The sequence below is a fragment of the Mesoterricola sediminis genome (assembly GCF_030295425.1).
Taxonomy (GTDB): Bacteria; Acidobacteriota; Holophagae; order Holophagales; family Holophagaceae; genus Mesoterricola; species Mesoterricola sediminis.
In genome coordinates, this window is record NZ_AP027081.1 from 213,851 (window position 1) to 234,219 (window position 20,369).

Annotated in this window: 16 protein-coding genes; 4 read left to right on the forward strand and 12 right to left on the reverse strand. The window is 72.4% G+C overall.

Annotated features, from left to right (window positions below):
- Positions 1 to 6: 6 nt before the first annotated feature.
- From R2J75_RS00940 to R2J75_RS00975, 8 genes are read right to left on the reverse strand one after another with little or no spacing between them, the layout of a single operon-like run.
- Complete coding sequence (locus R2J75_RS00940; protein WP_316410908.1) at positions 7 to 1,182, reverse strand: LegC family aminotransferase; 1,176 nt, start codon at positions 1,180 to 1,182, stop codon at positions 7 to 9.
- Positions 1,179 to 2,177, reverse strand: a complete 999-nt coding sequence (locus R2J75_RS00945; RefSeq protein ID WP_316410909.1) for an NAD-dependent epimerase/dehydratase family protein — start codon at positions 2,175 to 2,177, stop codon at positions 1,179 to 1,181. Before R2J75_RS00945 ends, R2J75_RS00940 begins: the two co-directional genes overlap by 4 nt.
- Positions 2,174 to 3,715, reverse strand: a complete 1,542-nt coding sequence (locus tag R2J75_RS00950) for a nucleotide sugar dehydrogenase (RefSeq protein WP_316410910.1) — start codon at positions 3,713 to 3,715, stop codon at positions 2,174 to 2,176. The genes R2J75_RS00945 and R2J75_RS00950 overlap by 4 nt, the downstream gene beginning before the upstream one ends.
- Positions 3,702 to 4,790, reverse strand: a complete 1,089-nt coding sequence (locus R2J75_RS00955) for a nucleotidyltransferase family protein (protein ID WP_243330104.1) — start codon at positions 4,788 to 4,790, stop codon at positions 3,702 to 3,704. The genes R2J75_RS00950 and R2J75_RS00955 overlap by 14 nt, the downstream gene beginning before the upstream one ends.
- Positions 4,787 to 5,968 carry a UDP-N-acetylglucosamine 2-epimerase gene (neuC, locus tag R2J75_RS00960; RefSeq protein WP_316410911.1) on the reverse strand — a complete coding sequence of 394 codons (1,182 nt, stop codon included), beginning with the start codon at positions 5,966 to 5,968 and terminating at the stop codon, positions 4,787 to 4,789. The genes R2J75_RS00955 and neuC overlap by 4 nt, the downstream gene beginning before the upstream one ends.
- Positions 5,965 to 7,020, reverse strand: a complete 1,056-nt coding sequence (gene neuB / locus R2J75_RS00965) for an N-acetylneuraminate synthase (RefSeq protein ID WP_243330107.1) — start codon at positions 7,018 to 7,020, stop codon at positions 5,965 to 5,967. Before neuB ends, neuC begins: the two co-directional genes overlap by 4 nt.
- Positions 7,021 to 7,033: 13 nt before the next feature.
- Entirely contained in the window at positions 7,034 to 8,830 is a 1,797-nt protein-coding gene (locus R2J75_RS00970) for a thiamine pyrophosphate-binding protein (protein WP_243330110.1), read from the reverse strand.
- Complete coding sequence (locus tag R2J75_RS00975) at positions 8,827 to 9,870, reverse strand: NAD-dependent epimerase/dehydratase family protein (RefSeq protein ID WP_316410912.1); 1,044 nt, start codon at positions 9,868 to 9,870, stop codon at positions 8,827 to 8,829. Before R2J75_RS00975 ends, R2J75_RS00970 begins: the two co-directional genes overlap by 4 nt.
- Positions 9,871 to 10,013: 143 nt before the next feature.
- Here R2J75_RS00975 and R2J75_RS00980 point away from each other — a divergent pair, with 143 nt between their 5' ends.
- Together R2J75_RS00980 and R2J75_RS00985 are read left to right on the forward strand one after the other, a co-directional pair.
- Positions 10,014 to 11,276: a glycosyltransferase family 2 protein gene (locus R2J75_RS00980; protein ID WP_316410913.1), complete on the forward strand. Its 1,263-nt coding sequence runs from the start codon at positions 10,014 to 10,016 to the stop codon at positions 11,274 to 11,276.
- Positions 11,273 to 12,274 carry a glycosyltransferase family 32 protein gene (locus R2J75_RS00985; protein ID WP_316410914.1) on the forward strand — a complete coding sequence of 334 codons (1,002 nt, stop codon included), beginning with the start codon at positions 11,273 to 11,275 and terminating at the stop codon, positions 12,272 to 12,274. The genes R2J75_RS00980 and R2J75_RS00985 overlap by 4 nt, the downstream gene beginning before the upstream one ends.
- Positions 12,275 to 12,277: 3 nt before the next feature.
- On the opposite strand, the gene R2J75_RS00990 is transcribed toward R2J75_RS00985, so the two are convergent.
- From R2J75_RS00990 to R2J75_RS01005, 4 genes are read right to left on the reverse strand one after another with little or no spacing between them, the layout of a single operon-like run.
- Positions 12,278 to 12,673: a hypothetical protein gene (locus R2J75_RS00990; RefSeq protein ID WP_243330118.1), complete on the reverse strand. Its 396-nt coding sequence runs from the start codon at positions 12,671 to 12,673 to the stop codon at positions 12,278 to 12,280.
- A gap of 15 nt (positions 12,674 to 12,688) precedes the next feature.
- A complete protein-coding gene (locus R2J75_RS00995) occupies positions 12,689 to 14,725 on the reverse strand; it encodes a PDZ domain-containing protein (RefSeq protein WP_243330120.1) in 2,037 nt (678 codons plus the stop codon).
- The gene (locus R2J75_RS01000) at positions 14,725 to 16,179 is read right to left on the reverse strand and encodes a tetratricopeptide repeat protein (RefSeq protein WP_243345979.1); all 1,455 of its coding nucleotides are present in this window, start codon (positions 16,177 to 16,179) and stop codon (positions 14,725 to 14,727) included. Before R2J75_RS01000 ends, R2J75_RS00995 begins: the two co-directional genes overlap by 1 nt.
- A gap of 30 nt (positions 16,180 to 16,209) precedes the next feature.
- Positions 16,210 to 18,894, reverse strand: coding sequence for a HEAT repeat domain-containing protein (locus R2J75_RS01005; RefSeq protein WP_316410915.1), 2,685 nt, complete (start codon positions 18,892 to 18,894; stop codon positions 16,210 to 16,212).
- A gap of 67 nt (positions 18,895 to 18,961) precedes the next feature.
- Between R2J75_RS01005 and R2J75_RS01010 the strand changes: the two genes are divergently transcribed.
- Both R2J75_RS01010 and R2J75_RS01015 read left to right on the forward strand, forming a co-directional pair.
- Positions 18,962 to 19,642, forward strand: a complete 681-nt coding sequence (locus R2J75_RS01010) for a hypothetical protein (RefSeq protein ID WP_243330125.1) — start codon at positions 18,962 to 18,964, stop codon at positions 19,640 to 19,642.
- Positions 19,642 to 20,343: a hypothetical protein gene (locus tag R2J75_RS01015; protein WP_316410916.1), complete on the forward strand. Its 702-nt coding sequence runs from the start codon at positions 19,642 to 19,644 to the stop codon at positions 20,341 to 20,343. Before R2J75_RS01010 ends, R2J75_RS01015 begins: the two co-directional genes overlap by 1 nt.
- The last annotated feature ends 26 nt before the right edge of the window (positions 20,344 to 20,369 follow it).

A 20,369-nucleotide genomic window follows, 5' to 3' on the forward strand; every position in this document is an offset into this window, starting at 1 on the left:
ACCTCCTCAGGACCGCGCGAGCCCGGCCAGGGTCTGGATGACCCGGTCCTGGTCGGCGTCGGTGAGACCCACGGAGCAGGGGATGCTCAGGCCCTGGCGGTTGAGGCGCTCGGCGACGGCGCCCCCCAGGGTCTGGCAGCCCGCGTGGGCGGGGCTCAGGTGCATGGGCTGCCACAGGGGGCGGGCCTGGATGTTGCGGGCGCCGAGCTCGGCGAGGAGGCCCCGGCTGTCCAGCCCGTAGGCGGCGGGGTCCACGAGGACGGTGTACATCCAGAAGATGCTCCGGGCCCAGGGCGGCTCCTCCATGGGGAGGAGGCCCGGGATCCCGGCGAGGCCCTCCCGGTAGCGGGCCGCGATGGCGCGCTTGCGCGCGACGTAGGGGCCGAGGTGCTCCAGCTGGGCGCAGCCGAGGGCGGCGAGGACGTTCGTCATCCGGTAGTTGTAGCCCACCTCGCCGTGGACGAACTCCACGGCGTCGTCCTTGGCGGTGGTGCTGAGATACTTGGCCCGGCGGGCCCAGTCCTCCCGGTTGGTGAGCAGCATCCCGCCCCCGCCCGTCGTGATCACCTTGTTGCCGTTGAAGCTCAGGCAGGCCATGTCCGCGCGGCTCCCGGCCGGGACGTCCTTGTAGTGGGCCCCCAGGCATTCGGAGGCGTCCTCCACCAGGGGCAGACCGTAGCGGCGGGCCAGCTCCAGAAGGGGATCCAGATCCACCGGGTGACCGGCCACGTCCACGGGCAGGAGGCAGGCCACGCGCCGTCCCGTCTCCCGGTTGACGAGGCGTTCCCCCTCCCGGCGGCAGGACCCGGCGAGGAAGGCCTCCACCCGGGTGGCGTCCATCTGCCAGGTGACCGGGTCCGCGTCCACGAAGACGGGGTGGGCGTCCAGGTACCGGATGGCATTGGCGGGCGCGATGAAGGTGAGATCGGAGACCAGCACCTCATCCCCGGCCTGGACGCCGGCGATCCGCAGGGCCAGGTGGAGGGCGGCGGTGCCGTTCATGACGGCCACCCCGTGGGCCACGCCCACGGCTTCGGCCACGGCCCGCTCGAACCGGTCCACGTAGGCGCCCACGGAGCTGACCCAGCCCGTGTCCAGGCAGTCCTTGACGTAGTCCCATTCCCGTCCGCGGAGCTCCGGGACGGAGAGGGGGATGAAGGCCGGGGCGGGTCCGTTCGTCATGGGCGGGGGGTCCGGTAGTGGGGTTCGTACCAGGCCAGGGTGTCGGCCAGGCCTTCCCGGAGGCCCACCCGGGGCTCGAGGCCGAGGCGGGTCCGGAGGGCGGTGAGGTCGGGGCAGCGGCGCACGATGGGGTCGTTGGCGGCCTCCGCCGGCACGATGGCCGCCGGCAGCCCGGCCTGGTCGAGGATCATGCGGGCCAGTTCGGCGATGGTGACCTCGGCGCGGTCGTTGCCGATGTTCAGGGTGGCCGGCGCCCCCTCCGCGGACCGGAGGGCGGCGAGGGTCGCGTCCACGGCGTCCGAGACGTGGCAGAAGGCCCGCCGGTGGTCGGCGCTGTAGACCTTGAGGGGGGATTCGCCGGAGAGGCAGCGGCGGTAGATCTGGGGAATCACGTGCTCGTGGCCCATGCGCGGGCCATAGACGTTGTGGTAGCGGACGATCGCCGCGGGGAAACCGTGCATCAGGGCGTACTGGGTCACGGCCAGCTCCCCGAAGATCTTGCTGCCGGCGTACGAGCTGCGCGGATTGGCCAGGTCGGTCAGGGCGAGGGGGACGTCCTCCGGCGTGGGGATGGGCAGGGGATGGAAGCCCTGGGTCCAGGCGTAGGCCTCCGAGGTGCTCGAGAAGAGGAACCGCTTTCCGCCGCCCCGGGCCATCCAGTCCAGGAGCAGGAGGGTGGAGAGGGCGTTCACCCGCACCACCTCGTGGGGCCGGCGCAGCACGTTCTCGACGCCGATGATGGCGGCCAGGTGGTAGACCTCGTCGTAGCCGCCGCCCAGGGACGCCACCCCCTCGGGGGTGGTGAGGTCGGCCTCGAGCAGGCGCACCCCGGGCAGGGCCGCGAGGGCCTCCAGGTCGGCGTCCCTCCGGCCGCGCACGAAATTGTCCGCCAGGAGCACATCGTGGCCACCCTCGCCGGCCAGCCGCCGCGCCAGGTGGTACCCGACGAAGCCGGCGCCTCCCGTGATCAGGATCTTTTTCGCATGCGCGTTCATAGGTGGTACCCCTTGTCGATCCAATGGCCCTTGCCGACGCCGAACACCCGCCGGCCCGCGGCGCGCAGGGCCTCGGCCGTGGCATCGTCCAGGACGTTCATGGCGTCCACGAGGAGGGTGCCGGGCCGCGTCCAGGCCGCCAGGTCGTCCGCGGCCAGGCGGCGGTAGGCCGCGTGGGGGGTCGCGAAGACGGCGGCGTCCGCCTGCCCCAGCACCTCCGGCAGGTCCGGGTGGATGACGGTGCCCGGCCGTTCCGGCCACCATCCGAGGCTGGGGTCGTGGCAGAGCGCGCGACCTCCCTCCGCCTCCAGGCCGTCCACGAACTGCTCCGCCGGCGTGTTCCGGGTGTCCGGGACCTCCGCCAGGTACGAGACCCCGCAGAGGGCCACGGTGCGGCCCCGGAGGCTCCCCCCCAGGAACTCCCGCGTCCGGGACAGGGTGTGGAGCGGCATCGCGTAGTTGGTCCGGAGGGCCTCGAGGGTCATGGGCAGCGTGAGGCCGGTGCTGAAGAGGTTCCCCAGGGACCATTGGGCCAGGAGGCTGTCCTTGGTCAGGCAGTACCCCCCGACCCCGAAGCCGGGGTAGCGCATGTTGTCGTGGGTCCCCCGGCGGACCCGGATGCTGTCGACCACGGCGAACAGGTCGATCCCGAGGGCCTCGGCGGCCACCGTCCATTCCTGGATGAAGGCGATGTTCATGGCCCGGTAGCTGTTCTCCAGGAGCTTGGCCAGCTCCGTCGCCCGGGGGGCGGCGAGCTCGGCCAGCGGGTGGACCGGGGTGTCCACCAGGGTCTCCAGGAAGGCCCGGGCCCGGGTGGAGCTGGCCGCGTCCATGCCGGCGAAGCTGCGCCAGAAGGACCGGATGCTCTCGATGTAGCGGGGGCCTGGCATCACGCGCTCATAGCAATGGGCGACGAGGGGGGTTCCGGGCAGGCCCCGGTCCCGGAAAGCCTGGGCGAGGATGGGCGCGACCACCTGCTCCGTGGTGCCGATGGGCACCGTGGTCTCCACGAGGACCAGGGCGTCGGGCCGCATGTGTCGGCCGATCGCCGCGATGGCGTTCCGGAATGCGGCCAGGTCCACGTGGAGGGCCCCGGGATCCACCGTGGAGCGGTCCGCGATGTCCAGGGGAACGTCCACGATGATCGTGTCGGCGAGGGCGTAGACGTCCTCCGAGCAGGCCGCGCGGAGGTTGCCCGTCTCGAGGACGGCTTGCCGGATGAGGGAGGCCAGCGCCGGATCGGGGGACGCGAAGGGGGAGCGGCCCGCGTTGATGCGGGCCACCTTCCAGTAGCCGCCCGGGGTGGGAAGGTCGACGCCGACGACCTGGTAGCGGGGGTGCCCGGAAGCGTCCCGGAGCCCGGCGACGGCGGCGGCCACGGCGGCGCCGACGAAGCCGAGGCCCTGGACCACGACCACGGGGCCCCGGTCCGCGAGGGCCTCGGCGCCGCGCAGCAGGGTCTGGAGCTCTTCCGCGGCCGGGAGCCGGTAGGCCTCCCCGTCGGGGGCCGTGGAGGTCATGGCTTCAGGGAGCGTCATAGGTGCCATCCTCGAGGTCCTTCCTCGCCTTCTGGTAGTCGGCGTGCTGTCCGATGTCGAGCCAGTACTCCCGGATCGGGAAGCTGACCACGGTGCGGCCCGCCTCGAGCAGCCACTGGATCAGGTCGGTCATGTTGAACCGCTGGCCCTGGGGGATGAACTCGTACACGGAGGGCTGGATGAGGTAGATGCCGGCGTTGATGAGGACGCGGCTCCGGGGCTTCTCCTTGAGGGAGCGGATCCGGGCTCCGTCGCACTCGACCACGCCGAACGGGATCTGGAACTCATGGAGGTTCACGGCGACGGTCATGTCCGCCTCGTGCTCCTGGTGGTACTCCAGCATCTTCTGGAAGTTCACCTTCGTGAACACGTCGCCGTTCATGACCAGGAACGGCCCTTCCGGCGGCGGCAGGAGCCCGAGTGCGCCCCCCGTGCCGAGGGGGAGGTCCTCGTTCACGTAGTTGAGCTCCACCCCGAAGTCCCGCCCGGTCCCGAAGTGCTCCTGGATCTTCTCGGGCTTGTAGTGGGTGCTGATGTTCAGGCGCCGGATGCCCGAGAGGCGCAGCTGCTCGACGATCCACTCCATGACCGGCCGTCCCCCGACGGGCAGCATGGGCTTCGGGGTGTCCTCGGTGAGGGGGAGGAGGCGGGTGCCGAAACCCCCGGCCATGATCAGCGCCTGCAGGCCCAGGTCCGCCGGCGGGATGAAATCCGCCAGCAGGACGATGTCGACCACCTTGCCCGCCTCGTTCAGGAGGGGCAGCTGGCGCACCTTGGCCTCCTGCATGATCCTCAGCAGGCTTTCCGGGGAGGTGCCGACGGGGGCCGTCACGGCGTGGGGGTTGGGCATGGCCGCCTTGATGGGCAGCAGATCGGCGGCGGTGCCCTCGTCGAGGGAGAGGCCCGCGAGGAGGCCCCGGCGCAGGTCCCCGTCCGTGAGGGTGGCGATCAGCTGCTCCTGGCTGTCCACGAGCAGGGCGAGGCTGATGCGGCCCGCGTGGTTGATGACTTCGATGACGTCCCGGAGGGGCGTGGATTCCCGCACGAAGAGCCGTTCGAAGGCCGCCCGGTTCATGGGGTCCTCCCGGGGTCGGCCGCGGAGGGCCAGTCGAAGAACGCCTTGGGGATGAGGGAGGCGGGGTCGGTCGCGAGGAGGCGCTCCAGGATCAGCCGGGAGGCGGGCTCGCCCAGGTGGTACGGGTTCGTCATGCCGGCCAGGCTGTCCTGGAAGGCGGGGTCGAGGGCCCTCCGGATCCCGTCGGCGATGGCCCCCCGGGTGGCGGGGACGTCGATGACGTTGCGGCCCCGGGTCCGGCCCTTCTGGCGGTTGCCCACGTTGACGACGGGCAGCTGGAAGGAGGCGGCCTCGATGAGCCCGCTGGAGGAGTTGCCGACCATGGCGCCCGCCCTGCGCATGAGGCTGAAGTAGGCCCGGGTCCCCAGGTTTCCGGCCATGCGGCAATCCGGATGGGTGTCCAGGAAGGCCTGGATCGCCCCGGCCACCTGCTGGCCGTGGGTGTCCGCGTTGGGGAGGGTGAAGATGACGGGGCGGCCCGCGTCGTGGAGGGCTCCCAGGAAGGCCTCGACCTGGGCCCCGGTGGCTTCCTGCTCCAGGGTCACCGGATGGAAGGTGGCCATGAGCAGCCCGGGCACCAGGGGCCGGCCGATGCGGGTTTCCAGCTCGCCGTCGGGCAGCCATTCCAGGTCCAGGAGGTGGTCCAGCCCTGGGGCGCCGCAGGCCCAGACCCGGTCCGGGGCCTCCCCCAGCTGCCGGATCCGGCGCGCGTGGGCCTCGGTGCTGGCGAAATGAAGGTGGCTCAGCTTGGTGATGGCGTGGCGGAGGGCGTCGTCCATGGCCCCCTCCGTGATCTCGCCCCCGTGGATGTGGGCGACGGGAATGAGGAAGGGTAGGGCCGCGAGGGCGGCCGCCATCATTTCGAAGCGGTCGCCCAGGACCACCAGGAGATCGGGCCGGTGCCGCGCGAAGGAACGGGCGAAGCCCTCGACCCCCTGGCCGATGGAGAGGGTGATCCCCTCGGGCGCATCGGAGGCCATGAGCATGTGGACGCGATCCAGGATGGGGAACCCGTCGGCCTCGATGGCCTGGACGGTCATGCCGGAAGCCGGGCTGAGGTGCATCCCCGTCACGTAGAGGCCCCAGGTCAGCCCCGGCACCTGGGCGGCCCGGCGCAGCAGCGGAAGGTAGATGCCGTAGTCGGAGCGGGCGACGGTGACGAACCCCAGGCGGGTCATCGGAAGTCCTCCAGCTGAAGGAGGTGCCCCTTGGGCACGTCCCGTCCGAGGATACGCCCTTCCAGGAGGGGGAGCAGGCTGGGCGGCAGACCCGTGCCCGGGCGCAGAAGCATCGCCTGGTCGGCGGTGAAGGGGGTGCCGGCCTGGAGGTCGGCCGCCGCCACCAGGCTCTTCCGGGCCACGACAGCGGTGTCCCGCTCGCAGGGGGCGGGCTCCTTGCGGCCGTGGCCGAGGGCGGCCTCCACGGTGCGGACGCCCCGCACCATCGCTGCGAGTTCATCCGGTTCCAGGGAGGCCGGCTGGTCCGGGCCCGGCAGGCGCCGGTCCAGGGTGAAGTGCTTCTCCAGGACGCAGGCCCCCAGGGCCACAGCGGCCAGCGGGACCTCGAGGCCCTGGGTGTGGTCCGAGTAGCCGACGGGGACCTGGAAGGCGGCGCGGAGGGTGCCCATGGCCCGGAGGTTGGCGTCGGCGGGGGAGGTGGGGTAGGCGCTGACGCAGTGGAGGAGGGCCACGGGCGGGTCCCCGGCCTCCCGCAGGGCGGCGAGGGCGCGCTCCACTTCGCCGAGGGTGGCCATGCCCGTGGAGAGGAGGATGGGCCGCCCCTTGCGGGCGAGGTGGGCCAGGAAGGGCAGGTTGGTGATCTCCCCCGAGGGCACCTTGAAGGCGGGGAGGTCCAGGCGTTCCAGCAGGTCCGCGGAGGTCTCCTCGAAGGGCGTGGAGAGGAAGAGGATCCCGCGCTCCCGGCAGCGGGCCTGGAGGGCGCGGTGGGTCGCCTCGTCCAGCTCCAGCGCCCTGAGCATGGGCAGCTGGCCGCCCTCGTCCCCCGTGTTCCTGGCCTGGTACCGGGCCTTGGGCGCCTCCGCCGTCACGAGGCGGTCGGCCCTGAAGGTCTGGAACTTCACCGCGTCCGCGCCGGCCTCCGCCGCCGCGTCCACGAGGGCCAGGGCCTGGTCGAGGCGCCCGCCATGGTTGACGCCGGCCTCGGCGATCACGAAGCACGGGTGTCCTTCGCCCAGGGGGCGTCCGGCGATGACGATGGATTCGGAAGGCATGGGGGCTCCAGGGTCAGGGCGCGTCGAAGAGATGCATGTTCCGGTGCACCTCCTCCCGGGGGAGGAAGGGGGCCATGTCCTCGAGGGGACGGGACTCGAAGGTGCCGTCCTCGCGCCGGAAGGCCGAGGCCTTGGGGCTGATGGCCTGGGCAGGATCCACGGCCACCTCCGTGAGGCAGGGCCCCTCCTCGGCCAGGGCCTCGGCCAGGACGGTCGCGAGGGTCCGGTGGTCCGGGATGCGCCGGTAGGTCATGCCGTAGGCCGCCGCCAGCGCCCGGAAGTCCGGGCTGGCCACGCCGCTGGTGGCGTCGGCGCCCACGTAGAAGCCCTGGAAGAAGGCGTTCTGGGTGGCGCGGATGCTGGAGTAGCCTCCGTTGTTGAAGATGAAGATCTTGACCGGGAGGCGGTGGTGGCTGACCGTGAGGAGCTCCTGGATGTTGAGCTGCACGCTCCCGTCCCCCGTGACGAGCACGGTGCGCCGGCGGTCCCGGGCGATGCACGCGCCCACGGCGAGGGGCAGGTCCCAGCCCATCGCGCCCCAGTTGGCGGTGACCACCGTGCGCTGGCCGCGCCGGACGCGGAAGGCCTGGTAGTGGCTCACGATGTCCATCCCATTGCCGGTGACCAGCACATCGTCCGGCCCCATGGCCTCGGCGAGGCGGTCCATGAACACATAGGTGTTCACGAAGTCCTCCACCGCCAGGAACTCCGGCGCGAGGGCGGGATACCGGGCCTTCCAGTCGCGGCAGGCGACGCCCCACCGGGGGTCGGGCCGGAAGCCGCCAGCGGGCAGTTTGCGGAGGAGGGCGCGAAGGAAGGCGCCGATGTCGGCCTGGACGGCCAGCTCTCCGCGGATGGGCTGGTCGTGGAGCTGGCCCGGGTCGATGTCCACCAGGATCTTCCGGGCCCGGGGAGCGAAGGATTCCGTGGCGAAGCCGGCCTTGGCCACGCAGAGGCCGGAGGCCAGGCTCAGGATCAGGTCCGCGTTCTGGAGGGTGAAATTGGCCCGGCGCTGGCCCGCGGCCCCGAAGACCCCCATGTTGCCGGGGTGGTCCTCCCAGAGGAGGTCCTTGGCGCTGAAGGGCAGCACGACGGGGAACCCGGTCCGGTCCACCAGGTCCAGGAACTCGGTCTCGCAGCCGGCCCGGTGGATCCCGTTGCCCGCGAGGAGGAGGGGGCGCCGGCTCTCCTGGAGCATCGCCACCACCTGGTCCACCTGGGCCTCCAGGGCCGCCTGCGCCCCGGGGTCGTCGGGGGGCGGCTGGAAGCCCTCCAGGGCCTCGGGGTCGAGGAGGGCGCCCTGGACGTCCAGCGGGAGATCGAGCCAGACGGGTCCGGGGCGGCCGTGGGTGGCCACGTGGAGGGCGTGCTCCAGCTCCCAGCGGATGCGGGCCGGGTCCATCACGGTGACCGCGTGCTTGGTGACGTGGCGGGCCAGGCCGACCACGTCGGCCTCCTGGGGTCCGAACTGGCGGATCTTCCCGTAGTCCGCGATGAGGTTCCGCCGGACCTGGCCGGAGAGGACGAGCATGGGCGTGCTGTCGAACCAGGCCCCGACCACGCCGGAGAGGGCGTTCACGCCACCGGGGCCCACCGTGACGAGGCACACGCCTGGCCGGTTGGTGACCTTGGCCAGGCCCTCGGCGGCGATGGCGGCGGCCTGCTCGTGGTACGTGCACCAGTAGCGCAAACCCGGCTGCCTGCCCACCGAATCCAGGAGGTGCATGATGCCACCGCCGGAGACCAGGAAGATATCCCGGAGGCCCTGCTGGTCCAGGAAACGGGCGACGTAATCGGAGAGCTTCATCATGACGGGCGGGCTCCTGAAGCCGCATGCCAGGCCGCGGTCTTCCGGACGGCGTCGGCCAGGGGCGTCCAGGGCTCCAGGCCCAGGCGGGTGCGGGCGTTGTGGATGGAGGGCACGTACCAGTCGGGGAGCGCCCCGGGGAGGGGTGCGCGGGCCACCTGGATCCCCGCCCCGGGGGCGAGGGTCCCTTCCACGGTCCGCGCCAGGTCGAGGATCGAAAGGTCCGCGTCGCTTCCCACGTGGAAGACGCCGCCGGGGGCCCGGGCGTAGAGGCTCCAGAGCCAGGCCGCCAAGTCGGCCGCGTACAAATACGACCGGCGGGGGGTGCCGTCGCCTTGGATGACCAGGGGCCGGCCCCGGAGGGCGTCCCGGATGAAGTTGCCGATGGCGAAGTTGGCGTCGAGCTTCAAGTGCGGGCCGACGAAGGCGAAGCCGCGCGCCAGGACGGCCTGGGCCTGGTGTTCCCGCGCCCAGGCGGAGAACAGGTGCTCCACCATCCGCTTGGCCTGGCCGTAGGCGGTGCCGGGCTCGGGGGTGGGGGCGGCCCGCTCCTCGTCCTCCGGGATCGGGCCGCCTCGCCGCGCGCCGGGCCCGTAGACCGCGCCGCTGCTCGTGAACAGCAGGCGCCGGGCCCCGCTTCCCTCCGCGAAGTCGAGCAGGCGCAGGGCACCCTCGAGGCTCCGGCGCACATGGTCGATCGGGGGTTCGGTGCCAACGGCCGCGTGGATCAGGCCATGGAAGGTGCCCGCCGGGGGACGGAAATCCGTCAATGAACCTTGCATTGCGACGAGGCCGGGGGCCTCGGCCAGATGGGGGAAGCGGGCCCGCCAGGCCTCCGGGTCCCGGAGGGTCAGGTGGAGTTCGGTCCGGAGCCCCAGGCGCCGGCGGATCCAGGCGAAGCTCTCCACGAGCCAGGTGCCGAAGAAGCCGGAGCCGCCGGTGACGAGGATCCGCGCATCCGCGACCTCCGCCCACAGGGGTTCGGTGCGGGCGAGGATGGCCTCCAGGTCCGGGGCGGGAAGGGGGGGGGCGGGGGTCGGCATGGGTGTGGGACGGGCGAGGGAAGGGGCTGGCCCGTCAACTTGTTGGGCCTTTCGGTGGAGACTATTGCAATATTCCTGCCCGTTCAGCCTTGGACCGAATCTTGCCTAGCATCCTCCGTGCGCCCGCGCGAACCGAGGATTCCATGACACCCCGTCTCAGTGTTGTCCTGCCCGCCTACAACCGATCCCGCTGGATGCGGGAGGCCGTGGAAAGCGTCCTGGAGCCCGGCCTCGACTGCGAGGTGGTGGTGCTCGACAATGGGTCCTCCGACGATACCTGGGAAATCCTGACCCAGTGGGCCGCCCGCGAGCCCCGGTTGCGCCCGATGCGGTGGGAGACCAACCGGGCCGGGGAGGCCTACCCCGCCCTGCTGGAAGCGGCGCGGGGGGAGTACGTCAACTTCTTCGCCGACGACGACGTCATGCTTCCCGGGGGCCTGGCGCGGAAAATGGCCATCCTGGACGCCCACCCCGAGCTGGGCCTGGTCTTCACCCCCGTGCGCCAGATGGACGCGGCGGGCGCCGACCAGGGCGAAGGCGCCTGGAGCGTCGCGGCGGAGGCGGACGTCCTCGACGGGCGGGACTTCTTCCCGCCCCTGGTCATCGCCAACTTCATCGCCATGCCCTGCGCCATGTTCCGCAAAGCCGTGGCGCCGCCCTCCGGCCCGCTGGGAGACCCGGCCTTCAGCCCCTTCGGGGACTGGCAGTTCTGGCTGGAGATGGCGCGGCGCACCCGCTTCGGGTTCCTGCGCGAGGCCTCCGCCCGGATCCGCCTCCACGCGTCCCAGGTGACCACCACCCACGGCATCGGCCTGGGGCTCTATCCCGAGACCTACCTTCGGGTCTGGCGGCACTGGATGCTGGACGCGGCGCCCCCCTTCATCCCCACCTCCCGGGCCTTCGAGGTGATGGCGGGCAACTTGGCGGGCTTCCTCCGGGCCTGTCATGGCGACGACCGCGACCAGGTGATGGCCGGCCTCCAGAGGCTGCTCGAGCTTCAGAAGGAACAGGCGCGGCGGCTGGAGCGGGAGGCGGGGCCGGGCGGCGTGGAGGCGTTCTGGGCGCGGATCGACGATCCGGACGGCCTGCCCCGTGCGGCGGTGCGGGCCTACCTGCGGGCCTTCGCGCCCGGGGACCCGGTGATCCTTGTCCTCTCCACCCGCACCGAGGGCGGGAGCCAGCCCATCCAGGACGCGGTGGTGGAGGTGGCGCGGGATCTGGGCCTGGAGGCCATCCCCGATGTCGCCATCATTGACCGGGACGCGGACCTCCTGGAGCTCCTGCGCGCCTGCGCCCACGTCCAGCAGATCCCGCGCGGGCCCGCCAGCGGGGACGCCTTCGAGGGCGAGGCCGGCGAACGGTTCGCCGGCGCGTGGATGACCGCCTCGGCGGAGGAGGGACGATGATTCCGAAGCTGCTGCACCTGATCTGGGTCGGCGACGAATCCAGGCGCCCCGAAGCCTGCATCCGCTCGTGGGCGGACCATCATCCGGACTGGACGGTCCGGGTCTGGGACAACCAGGACCTCCAGGCCCGCGCCTGGATCAACGCGGCCCACATGCGGGCCATGGCCGCCAAGGAATGGAACGGGGTCGCCGACATGATGCGCTGGGAGATCCTGCACGCCGAGGGGGGGGTCCTGGTGGACGCCGACAGCCTCTGCCTCCGCCCCCTGCCCGAATGGCTGCTGACCTGCGAGGCCTTCGCCTGCTGGGAGAACGAGCTGGTCCGGCCCGGCCTGATCGCCGCGGGCTATTTCGGAACGGTGCCCGGGACCCCCTTCCTCGCGGACCTGATCGAAGGCATCCGCGCCCGGCCCACGGTGGTGGACCGGATGGCCTGGGAGACCGTGGGGCCCCAGTACCTGACGGACACCTGGCGGCGGCTCGCCTACGCGAACCTGACGATCCTGCCCAGCCACTTCTTCCTCCCGCAGCACTTCACCGGGGCCCGGTACACCGGTCCCGGGCCGGTCTACGCGCGGCAGGCCTGGGGCTCGACCCTCGGCACCTACGATTCGCTGGCGGCGGGCTTCCCGGAGCCGGCGGCCTGCGCCTTCCTCCACGAGCCCGATTTCGCCGGGGCCGGGTGGGCCGAGGTCCTGTTGAGCTACTTCGAGGCCTTCGCGCCGGCGGACCCGGTGGCCCTGGTGTTCGTCACCGCCGGGGCGGCCGAGGCCGCGGAAGCCCGGGCGCGCGTCCAGGATCTGGTCACCCGGACCGGCCGCGCCCAGGTTCCCCCGGTCTACGTGGCGGGCGGGCCAACCGCCTTCGTGGACCACCTCGCCCGCTTTCCCCGGGCCTCGTGGATTCCCAAGGCCAGCGGCGAGGGCGGCGGCCTCCGCGGCACCCTGGGCCGTCGCCTGGCCGATGCCCGCCGCCGGCTCACCGGCCCCCGGGGCTGAGGGCTACCGCGCGTCCATCCAGGGGCGGCTGACGGTCTTGTCCGTGTCCAGCGTGAAGCTGTAGGCCCCGTAGAGGTCCACCTTGCGGCTGTAGTTCAGGCGGATGGTGCAGGTGCCGCCGCTGCGGTCGCCCGTCACCTTCACGTCGATGGCGCCCTTCTGCAGGGCTTCGGGGATCTCCAGCTCGACGGCCTTGGCCCGGATCTGCTGCTCGATGCCCGGGGCGTTGAGGAAGGCGGCCCGGGAGCCCAGGTCCTCGGCGGCCCGGGTGAGCTCGTTGTTGGCGTAGAAGACGGGGACGACCTTGGCGGCCACGGCGGCGAGCAGGATGAAGACCAGGAGGGAGACGATGCAGCCGATCTTCCCTTCGCCCCGTTCATGCGTTCGTGTGGTGGTCATGGGGTTCCTTTCGGATCAGGGTTGGAGGTCCTGCAGGGCCTGGCGGGCCAGGGGGGCCAGCAGGGGCCCGTCGGGGCCGAAGAGGGTGGCCTGGGGGTATTTCAGCGCCTGGTTGAAGCTCTGGATCGCTTCGGTGAGGTAGACGTTGCCCATGCGCAGGAGGCAGACGCCCGTGTAGTAGTCGAGGGTGCCCTGGCTGACGCCGCGCACGCCGGTCATGCGGGCGTCCCTGAGCACCTCCAGGGCCTTGTCGTAGGCCCGGAAGTGCATGAGCGCCAGCGCCTGCTGGAGGCGGAACAGGGCCGCCTCGTCGCCCTGGGCGCCGAGGTAGCGGAGGCGGAGATCGGAGAGCACCATCGGATAGCAGAGGTCCGCCGCCTGGACCGGAAGCTCCCGGGCCTGGAGCTGGACAGCCAGTTTGACGGGAGCCTCCCCCTGGCTGACGGTGATCTGGCCCCCCTTGGCCTCGGCCAGGGCGGTCTGCCATTCCGCGACGGTGCGGAGGGGCTTGCCGCCGGCCTCCACCAGGGTGCGCCCGGGCTTGATGCCCGCCTTCTGGGCGGCCGCGTCGGCCTGCAGCACGAAGGGGCCTTCGGGCATGTCCACGAGGACGAGGCCGGCCCAGGGCTCCCACAGGGCCAGGGGCCGCTCCATGCGCGCCACGAGGGCGCCGAGGGGATCGTGTTCGAGGGGCTTGACGACGATGCGCTCCTCCTCGCCGCCCAGGGTCGAGAGGACCAGTTCCACCTGGTGCACGGGCCTGCCGGGCACGGGCCGGGCCCAGAGGAGGAGTTCGGCGTCCTTCGCGGCGCGCACGCGGGCCAGGCAGTCCCGGGAGGATTCGCCCTTCGCCGCGGGGAGGAAGGCGACCTCCTTGAGGCGGGCGCCCAGGTCCGAGAGCATGCCGAGGATGCGGGCGCGCCCCGCGAACTCCTCGTTCCCCTCGAAGCCTGCGTAGGCGAGCCGGGCCTTGGGCCGGGCCTGGACGGTGACCGCCTTGCCCTCGCCGACCTCGATCCGCTGGGTGTAGCTGCCCGTGGGGTACCGCACCTGGAGGTCGAAGGTCTGGGCGCAGACCTGGAGATCCTGGACGGGCACGCGGCCCATGTCCATGCCGCCGAGGAAGAGCTGGCCGCCCGGGGCCTGGCTCAGCACCGTCAGGCTCCCCCGGGAGGGTTCCAGCTTCACGGGGTCCATGTCGTGGTCGGCGAAGGGCGTCGTCCAGCCCTCCCCGATCTCGATGCGGCGGGTGCGGTGGCAGGCCAGGCGCACCTCCAGGAGGTGCTTGCCGGGGCCCAGCTCGGCGAGGCGGAAGCCCTCGCTGAGCTGCTCGGGCTTCACCCCGGTCCGGTCGGCCAGGTAGCTGAGGGCGGCCGGGACCTGCCCCCGGGTGACGCCCCGGAGCTTGCCGTCCACGAGGAGTTCGGCCCCGGCCGGGGTGGTGAAGACCGTGACCACGGAGGAGGTCCGGGCGAGCTTGAACTCCACGGGCCGGGTCTCCTTGGCCGCGATCTCGACCCGGGCGTCCTGGGGCTGGAAGCCGATGCGCGCGTAGGCCAGGGTGTGGGGCCCCGGGGTCAGGTGCTGCAGCCCGCCCTCGGCGCGCCGGGGCCGGCCGTCCACGGTCAGGATCCCGTCGGGGGGCTCCAGGGCCAGCTTGACCCGGCCGAACTTCTGGGCCCGGAGACCGTCGAAGGCGGTCTGCAGGCGCCGGTTGGAGACGGTGCGGTCGATCTCGTAGTCGGGGTCCAGGTCGAGGAGGGCCTCCAGGCGGCGGGCGGCCTGGGCCTGCTTGCCGGGGATCCGGTCGTCGAGGACGGCCATCCAGTTGTAGGCCTCGCAGAGGATCCGGGTCCAGCCCTCGTCCAGGGTCTTCGCCGAGGGCTCGAGGGCCGCCAGGATGGCCTCGAAGCGGGCCGCGGCGCCGTCCCGGTCCCCCTGGGTCGCCCACAGGGCCTTGGCGGTCTGGAGGTTGTCCTTGAGGGCGGGATCCTGGGCCCGCAGGCCCGGCTGGACGCACAGGAGGGTGGCGAGGAGGAGGGCGCGTCGCATCATGGCAGCCTGACGAGGAGATCGTTGGACCGGTCCGCGAGGATCACCGCCCCCGCGCGGTCCAGGGCCAGCGCCCTGAACTTGCCCGAGATGCCGAGGGCCTTGTAGGTGGCGGAGCGGAGCACCGCGCCCTCGGGGCCCCACACCACGACCCCCTCGAAATCGCCGTCCACCAGGGCGGCCACGTGGCCCAGGGGGTCGGAGGCCAGGGCCACCACCGTCCGGAAGGGGGCCGGCAGGTCCTTGCCGTAGGGGACCGTGAACTTGACCTGGCCCGCGGCGTCCACCCAGCGGAGGTTGCGCGCGGCGTCGGAGGCCGCCACGGCCCCGCCGGTGGGCAGGGCCGCCAGGAGGGAGACGCCCTGCAGCGGGAGGGTCCGGGGCGCGTCCCCGCCGATCACCGCCACCCCCGGGGCGCCGGGGTCGCAGACCCAGACGTTGCCCCAGGTGTCCAGCATGCCGCCTGAGGGGGAAGGCACGGGCGGCGCCCCGGGGGCCCCGTCCTCCCTGATCAGGCCGGACTTGCCGCTGACCACCCAGGCCGTGCCGGAGGTGGGCACCAGGAGGGCCTTTCCGCCCTTGGCGACGGGCCCCGCCGGCGCGAGGGCCCCGTCCTTGAACCGGTAGGGCCGGTCGTCATCGGCCTGGTAGATGTAGAGATCGCCCTCGGGCCCCATCGCCAGGAGGGTGGGCGTCTTGAGCCACTTCTGGCGGCCCTGGGGCCAGGGCCCCTCGGAGGCCAGGGGCGGCTTCTGGAGGCGGAGCCGGACCCGGACCTGGATGCGCCAGCGGGCCTCCTCGGCCTCCGGGGAACCGGCGTGGCGGTTCCGCAGGTCCTGGAGCATGCGCAGGCAGCCCGTGCCGTCGCCCTGGAGGTCCAGGACCTCGGCGGCCTGGAGCTGGGCCTGCCGCGCGAAGGGGCTGGCGGGATCGAGGCGCATGGCCTCGATGAGCGACTGGAGGGCCCGGCCCCACTCCCCCATGCGCATGTGGGCGAGGCCCAGGCGGAGGCGGGCCTCCTGGACGAGGGGATGGTCGGGGAACAGGTCCACCGCCCGGTTGTAGTCGGCCATGGCCTCCTTGAGGGCGGCGGGGGTCCGGGCCCGGTCCGACTTGATGTTGCCCAGGAGAAGCAGGGCGGTCCCGGCGTAGGGCGTCTTCAGGTGCTCCGTCCGGACCCGGTCCAGCAGCGGCAGGGCGGCCTCGGGCTTGCGCTCCACCTCCAGCTGGTGCCGGGCCAGGGCCAGGAGGGCCTGGGCCGCGAAGGGGGACTGGGGCGCGGCCTGGACCAGCTGGTTCCAGGTGTCCAGGGCCTCCGCGTACGTGTGGGCGGCGTAGGCGCGCTCCCCGGACCGGAACAGGCGCTCCGCCATGTCCCCGTCCTGGGCGGGCAGCCCGCAGGCCACCGCCAGGACCAGGGCGATCGTTCGGAGCCGGGTTCCGGGTTCGGTCATGCGGGCCTCTCGGTAAGGGTATGACATAGCTTAACCTTCGAGCGCCTGGATCACCTGCTCCGTCGGATAGGGCTTGAAGAGGGCGCCCACCACCCAGGGGCGGTCCCGGAGGGTCCCCAGGTCGCGGTTGCTGCTGGAGAGCAGGGCGAAGCGGAAGCGGCCCTGGGTCCGCTGCGCCTCCAGCCAGGGCTCCAGGTCGCCCGCGGCGTCCTTGATCTCGCAGAGGACCAGGTCCACGGGGCGGGCCGCGAGGACGGCTTCGGCCTCCTCGCGCCCCGGGGCCTCGAAGAGCTCCCGCTCCCCGTCGGCCAGCGCCTGGGCGAGGCGCTTGCGGAAGAACCCGCTGGGCTCGATCAGCAGGATGGACTTCGGCCGGGGCCGGCGGTTCATGTCCGGCTCGGACAGGCCGAGGGCGGCCAGGGCGGACCGGGCCGCGCTCTTGAGGCCGAGGCCCGTGGCGGACTGGAAGATGTCGCGGATGGGGTCGACGAGCGCGGGCTGGCGGATGATGCCGGCGATCTCGCAGAGGTGGGCGGTCTCCCGCCACTCCTGGGCCGGGACGGCGAGCAGGTCGAGCACCAGGGTCGACAGGGTCTGGGCCAGCTCGGGGCGGAGGATCAGCTCCGGGTCCTGCAGGCTGTCCCGCAGCGCGAGGAGCGCCTCGGCCTTCTTGGGCCCCTGGGCGGGAACCCGCTGGATCTGCGCCTGGATCCCGGCCTCCTTCTGGGCGAGGTTCAGCAGGCCGTCCCCGCGCCGTCCCAGTTCCTTGACCACGGCCGCCACCCGGTCGTTGGACTCCCGGTCCCAGGTCTCCTTGGTCCGCATGTCGAAGAGGAAGTCGGAAACGCGGTCCTTGAGCTGGGAGTAGGCCCCCCGGTCGAAGACGAAGAGATCCTGGGTCGCCAGGAGGGCCCGGAGGCGCTGGCCCTCGCCCTCCCGCTCATCGCAGCAGCGCTCGAAGAGCTTGAGGAAGTCGGGCAGGGCCTCCGTGGGGAGCGGGTGGTCGAAGCCCGGGAAGGCCGCCAGCGCCCCTTCGAGGGCCAGGATGAGGACCTGGGGGGGCTTGAGGTTCGCCGCCTTGCGCAGGAGGCCGAGGGAGGCCTCCTCGGTGGCGATCTCCTTCAGGGCGGTGGCCAACGCCACCTGGAGGTTGAAGGGCTTGCCGTCGTGGAGGAGGTCCAGCAGGACCGGGGCGCTCCCGGGATAGCCGATGGCGGTGAGGGCCTCGGCCGCCTCGACGACGAGGGCGTCCCGCGCGTCCTTCTGGAGGAAGGCCAGGAGGGGCTCCGCGGCCATCCGCGTGCGGTTCTCCCCGAAGACCCGGATCGCCAGCCGGACCTGCTCCGTCTGGCCCGTCTCGAACATGGCCATGAGGGCCGGGTAGCTTGAGGGGAGCTTGCCCAGGTGGTGGATGGCGCGCTGGCCCACCTCCACGATGGAATCCTCCATCGCCTTGAGGAAGAAGGGCGTGAGGGCGTCGTCCTCCCGGGTGCCCAGGGCATCCAGGCACTTGGCGCGCCGTTCCGGGTCCGGATCCTTGAGCAGCTCGTCGAGGACCGGCGCATCCACGGGCACCAGGCGCAGCAGGGCGGTGAGGAGGCCGTCCCCCCCGGCCCGGCTGCGCAGCACCGGCACCAGGACGGGCAGGACCTCCTCCCGGTCCATGCGGCCGGTCTCCACCCGGAAGGCGAGGGCCTCCGCCGCCTGGTCCAGGAGGGAGGTCAGCCTTCCCAGCTTCTCCTCGGTGGCGTGGGCCGCGTCCGAGACGGCCGCCGTGTAGCGGGCCACCTTGCCTTCGCCCATCAGGGCGAGGGCGTCGAGGAGGAAGGTCTCGTACGCCCCCTTGGCCCAGGGCCGGAGATCCTCCAGGGCGGGGAGCAGGTTCGGCTCTTCCTGGCCGGCGGCGCGCTGGAGTTCCGCGAGGCCGTCCCCGGTGGCCGGGTAGGTCGCCCCGAAGTGGGCCACGGTCTGGCGGACCAGCTCCGGCAGCACCGAGCCCCGCTGGAGGGTCTGGAGGCGGTTCAGGCCTTCCATCAGGAGCTTGTGGTCGAGGTACTCCTCCCGGGCGTGGACGGCCAGGCTCTTGAGGAAGTCGCTAGCTTGTTCGCCTGGTATGCCCCCGACAAGGCGGATCACCAGCCGCTGGGTGAGGGCGTCGCCCCCGTGGTAGGCCCCGATGATCGCGCCCAGGTCCTGGGGGCCGGCCAGGGCCGCCAGGTGCTTGGCGCCCTGGGAGGCCATGCGGGGGTTCCCCTGGCCCTCCATGAGGCGGCTCACGTGGTACGGGACCCCCTGCTGGCTCTGGAAATTCCCCAGCTCGCGGTTGAGGATCACCTGGAAATCCGGCTCCGTGCGCGTGGCCTTGAGGTGCTCCAGGGCCTCCAGGGCCCCGCGGGTGCCCAGGGCGCCCAGGGCGGCGCAGCCCTCGTCGAAGAGGCCGAGGTCGCGCTCGTCCCGCAGGGCCCGGGCGATCCAGGGGGTCCATTCCGGCCAATCGAACTTGGGAACGAGTCCCAGGATCGTCTTGCGGAGGCCCCGGGGGGTGCCCTGGGAGCTCAGGCGGCCGCCGAGTTCCGACAGCGCCTGTTTGCGCAGGGCCTGGACCTGCGAGACGAGGCGCGGGGCGAACTGGGCGTCGCCTTCCGCGTATTCCTTGAGCGTTTCCCGGAGCTTGTCCAGGGGCGTGAGCGGGGTCTTCCGGGGGGGGCTTGACATTGCTACCTGGGCGAATGCGTTCAGCAATATTCTTTTCACAAACCGCGCGATTCGCTAGCGTTTCTCCATGCGCCTCTCCATTTTCCCCACCCTGGCCATCGCGGCCGCCCTTCAGGCCCAGATTCCCTTCGCGGAACTCGCGCCCCTGGATCGGGAGGAGGCCCAGCACATCGTGAAGAAGGCGGATTTCGCGTTCCAGACGCGGACGCAGCCGGTGAGGGTCCACGTCGCCACGATGGAGAAGCTCTTCGACCACCCCCACCTCGGCGCGGCCCTGTGGCGCTACTGCCAGTTCGTCCCGCGCTTCTACGCCTTCGTGCATCCCGACGGCGACTTCTCCATCGACGACACCCGGGGCCTCACCGGGCGCCTCCGGTGCGTCCTGAAGAAGCCGGGCTTCCGCGTCTACCTCGTGGAGGGCAGGGCCGAGGCCGGCCGGCTCAAGACCCCCTTCGCGGTGGGGGCCCGCATGGCCGTGGCCTACCGGTACTGGGAGACGCCCAAGGGCTTCGAGACCCACCTCCAGACCTGGACCCTCCTGGATTCCGCCGTCCTGGGCATCGCGGCCAGGCCCTTCCAGGGCTACATCCGCCACCGGCAGGACGAGTTCATCGCCTACATCAACGGGAACATCGCGACCTTCGGCCAGTTCACCGAGATCGATCCGAGGGAGTTCCGGGAGCCCCTCCGCCACGAGGGCGATCCGGTCGCCATCCGCGAGTACGACAGCCTCTTCCCGCGGCACTGATGGACGGGCCGCGGGGCCTCTGGGAACTGGCGGCCCGGCCCGGTCCCGCCTTCGCCGCGCGGGCGGAGGAGGCCCCCTCCGCCGGAAGGGCCTTCGGGGCCATGCTGGCCCTCCGCGCCCCCGTGGCCTTCCTCTCCTCCCTCCTGCTCTGGATCCGCCTGACGGCGCTCTGCGACGCCCTGCGGGATCCCGGCAGCGCCCTGTGGCGCGAGGTCCTGGCCGCCCTCCCGGGGACCCTCGACCCGGCCCAGCTGGCGGAGACGCTGGCCGGCGTGCCGCGCCTGCCCTCCCTGGGCGCCGCGCTCCCGTGGATGGCCCTCCTGGCGCCGGTGAGCGTGGCCAGCCTCTGGCTGCACCACGCCACCTTCGACCATGCGGGCCTCCTCCTCCTCGGCGGCGCCGACCGCGCCAAGGGCTTCCGGGGGACCCTCACGGCGGACGCGGAGGCCCTCCGGGTGGGCGTCCTGGGCGCCCTGGCGGCCCTCCCCGGCGAGGTGCCGGGCGCTCCCTGGTGGCTGGGCCTCCTCCTGGCGCCGGCGGCCCTGTGGTGCTGGTACCTGCGCGGGCAGGCCCTGGCGGCCTGGCACGGATGCCCCCTCTGGAAGGGCGTCGCCGCCACCGTCCTCAACGTGCTGGTGGCGGGCCTCCTGATGCTCGCCCTGCTCGTCCTGGCGGCCCTGGCGGCCTGGATCGCGGTCTGAGCCTTCTCCTGGCATTCCCCCGTCGG

Excerpts from the sequence above, each read along its gene's own strand:
- R2J75_RS01015 (WP_316410916.1), top strand. The coding sequence starts at position 19,642 with ATGGACGGGCCGCGGGGCCTCTGGGAACTGGCGGCCCGGCCCGGTCCC.
- R2J75_RS00950 (WP_316410910.1), bottom strand. The coding sequence starts at position 3,715 with ATGACGCTCCCTGAAGCCATGACCTCCACGGCCCCCGACGGGGAGGCC.
- R2J75_RS00955 (WP_243330104.1), bottom strand. The coding sequence starts at position 4,790 with ATGAACCGGGCGGCCTTCGAACGGCTCTTCGTGCGGGAATCCACGCCC.
- R2J75_RS00975 (WP_316410912.1), bottom strand. The coding sequence starts at position 9,870 with ATGCCGACCCCCGCCCCCCCCCTTCCCGCCCCGGACCTGGAGGCCATC.
- R2J75_RS00995 (WP_243330120.1), bottom strand. The coding sequence starts at position 14,725 with ATGCGACGCGCCCTCCTCCTCGCCACCCTCCTGTGCGTCCAGCCGGGC.
- R2J75_RS00985 (WP_316410914.1), top strand. The coding sequence starts at position 11,273 with ATGATTCCGAAGCTGCTGCACCTGATCTGGGTCGGCGACGAATCCAGG.
- R2J75_RS00980 (WP_316410913.1), top strand. The coding sequence starts at position 10,014 with ATGACACCCCGTCTCAGTGTTGTCCTGCCCGCCTACAACCGATCCCGC.
- neuB (WP_243330107.1), bottom strand. The coding sequence starts at position 7,020 with ATGCCTTCCGAATCCATCGTCATCGCCGGACGCCCCCTGGGCGAAGGA.
- R2J75_RS00990 (WP_243330118.1), bottom strand. The coding sequence starts at position 12,673 with ATGACCACCACACGAACGCATGAACGGGGCGAAGGGAAGATCGGCTGC.
- R2J75_RS00970 (WP_243330110.1), bottom strand. The coding sequence starts at position 8,830 with ATGATGAAGCTCTCCGATTACGTCGCCCGTTTCCTGGACCAGCAGGGC.
- neuC (WP_316410911.1), bottom strand. The coding sequence starts at position 5,968 with ATGACCCGCCTGGGGTTCGTCACCGTCGCCCGCTCCGACTACGGCATC.
- R2J75_RS00945 (WP_316410909.1), bottom strand. The coding sequence starts at position 2,177 with ATGAACGCGCATGCGAAAAAGATCCTGATCACGGGAGGCGCCGGCTTC.
- R2J75_RS01000 (WP_243345979.1), bottom strand. The coding sequence starts at position 16,179 with ATGACCGAACCCGGAACCCGGCTCCGAACGATCGCCCTGGTCCTGGCG.
- R2J75_RS01005 (WP_316410915.1), bottom strand. The coding sequence starts at position 18,894 with ATGTCAAGCCCCCCCCGGAAGACCCCGCTCACGCCCCTGGACAAGCTC.
- R2J75_RS01010 (WP_243330125.1), top strand. The coding sequence starts at position 18,962 with ATGCGCCTCTCCATTTTCCCCACCCTGGCCATCGCGGCCGCCCTTCAG.
- R2J75_RS00940 (WP_316410908.1), bottom strand. The coding sequence starts at position 1,182 with ATGACGAACGGACCCGCCCCGGCCTTCATCCCCCTCTCCGTCCCGGAG.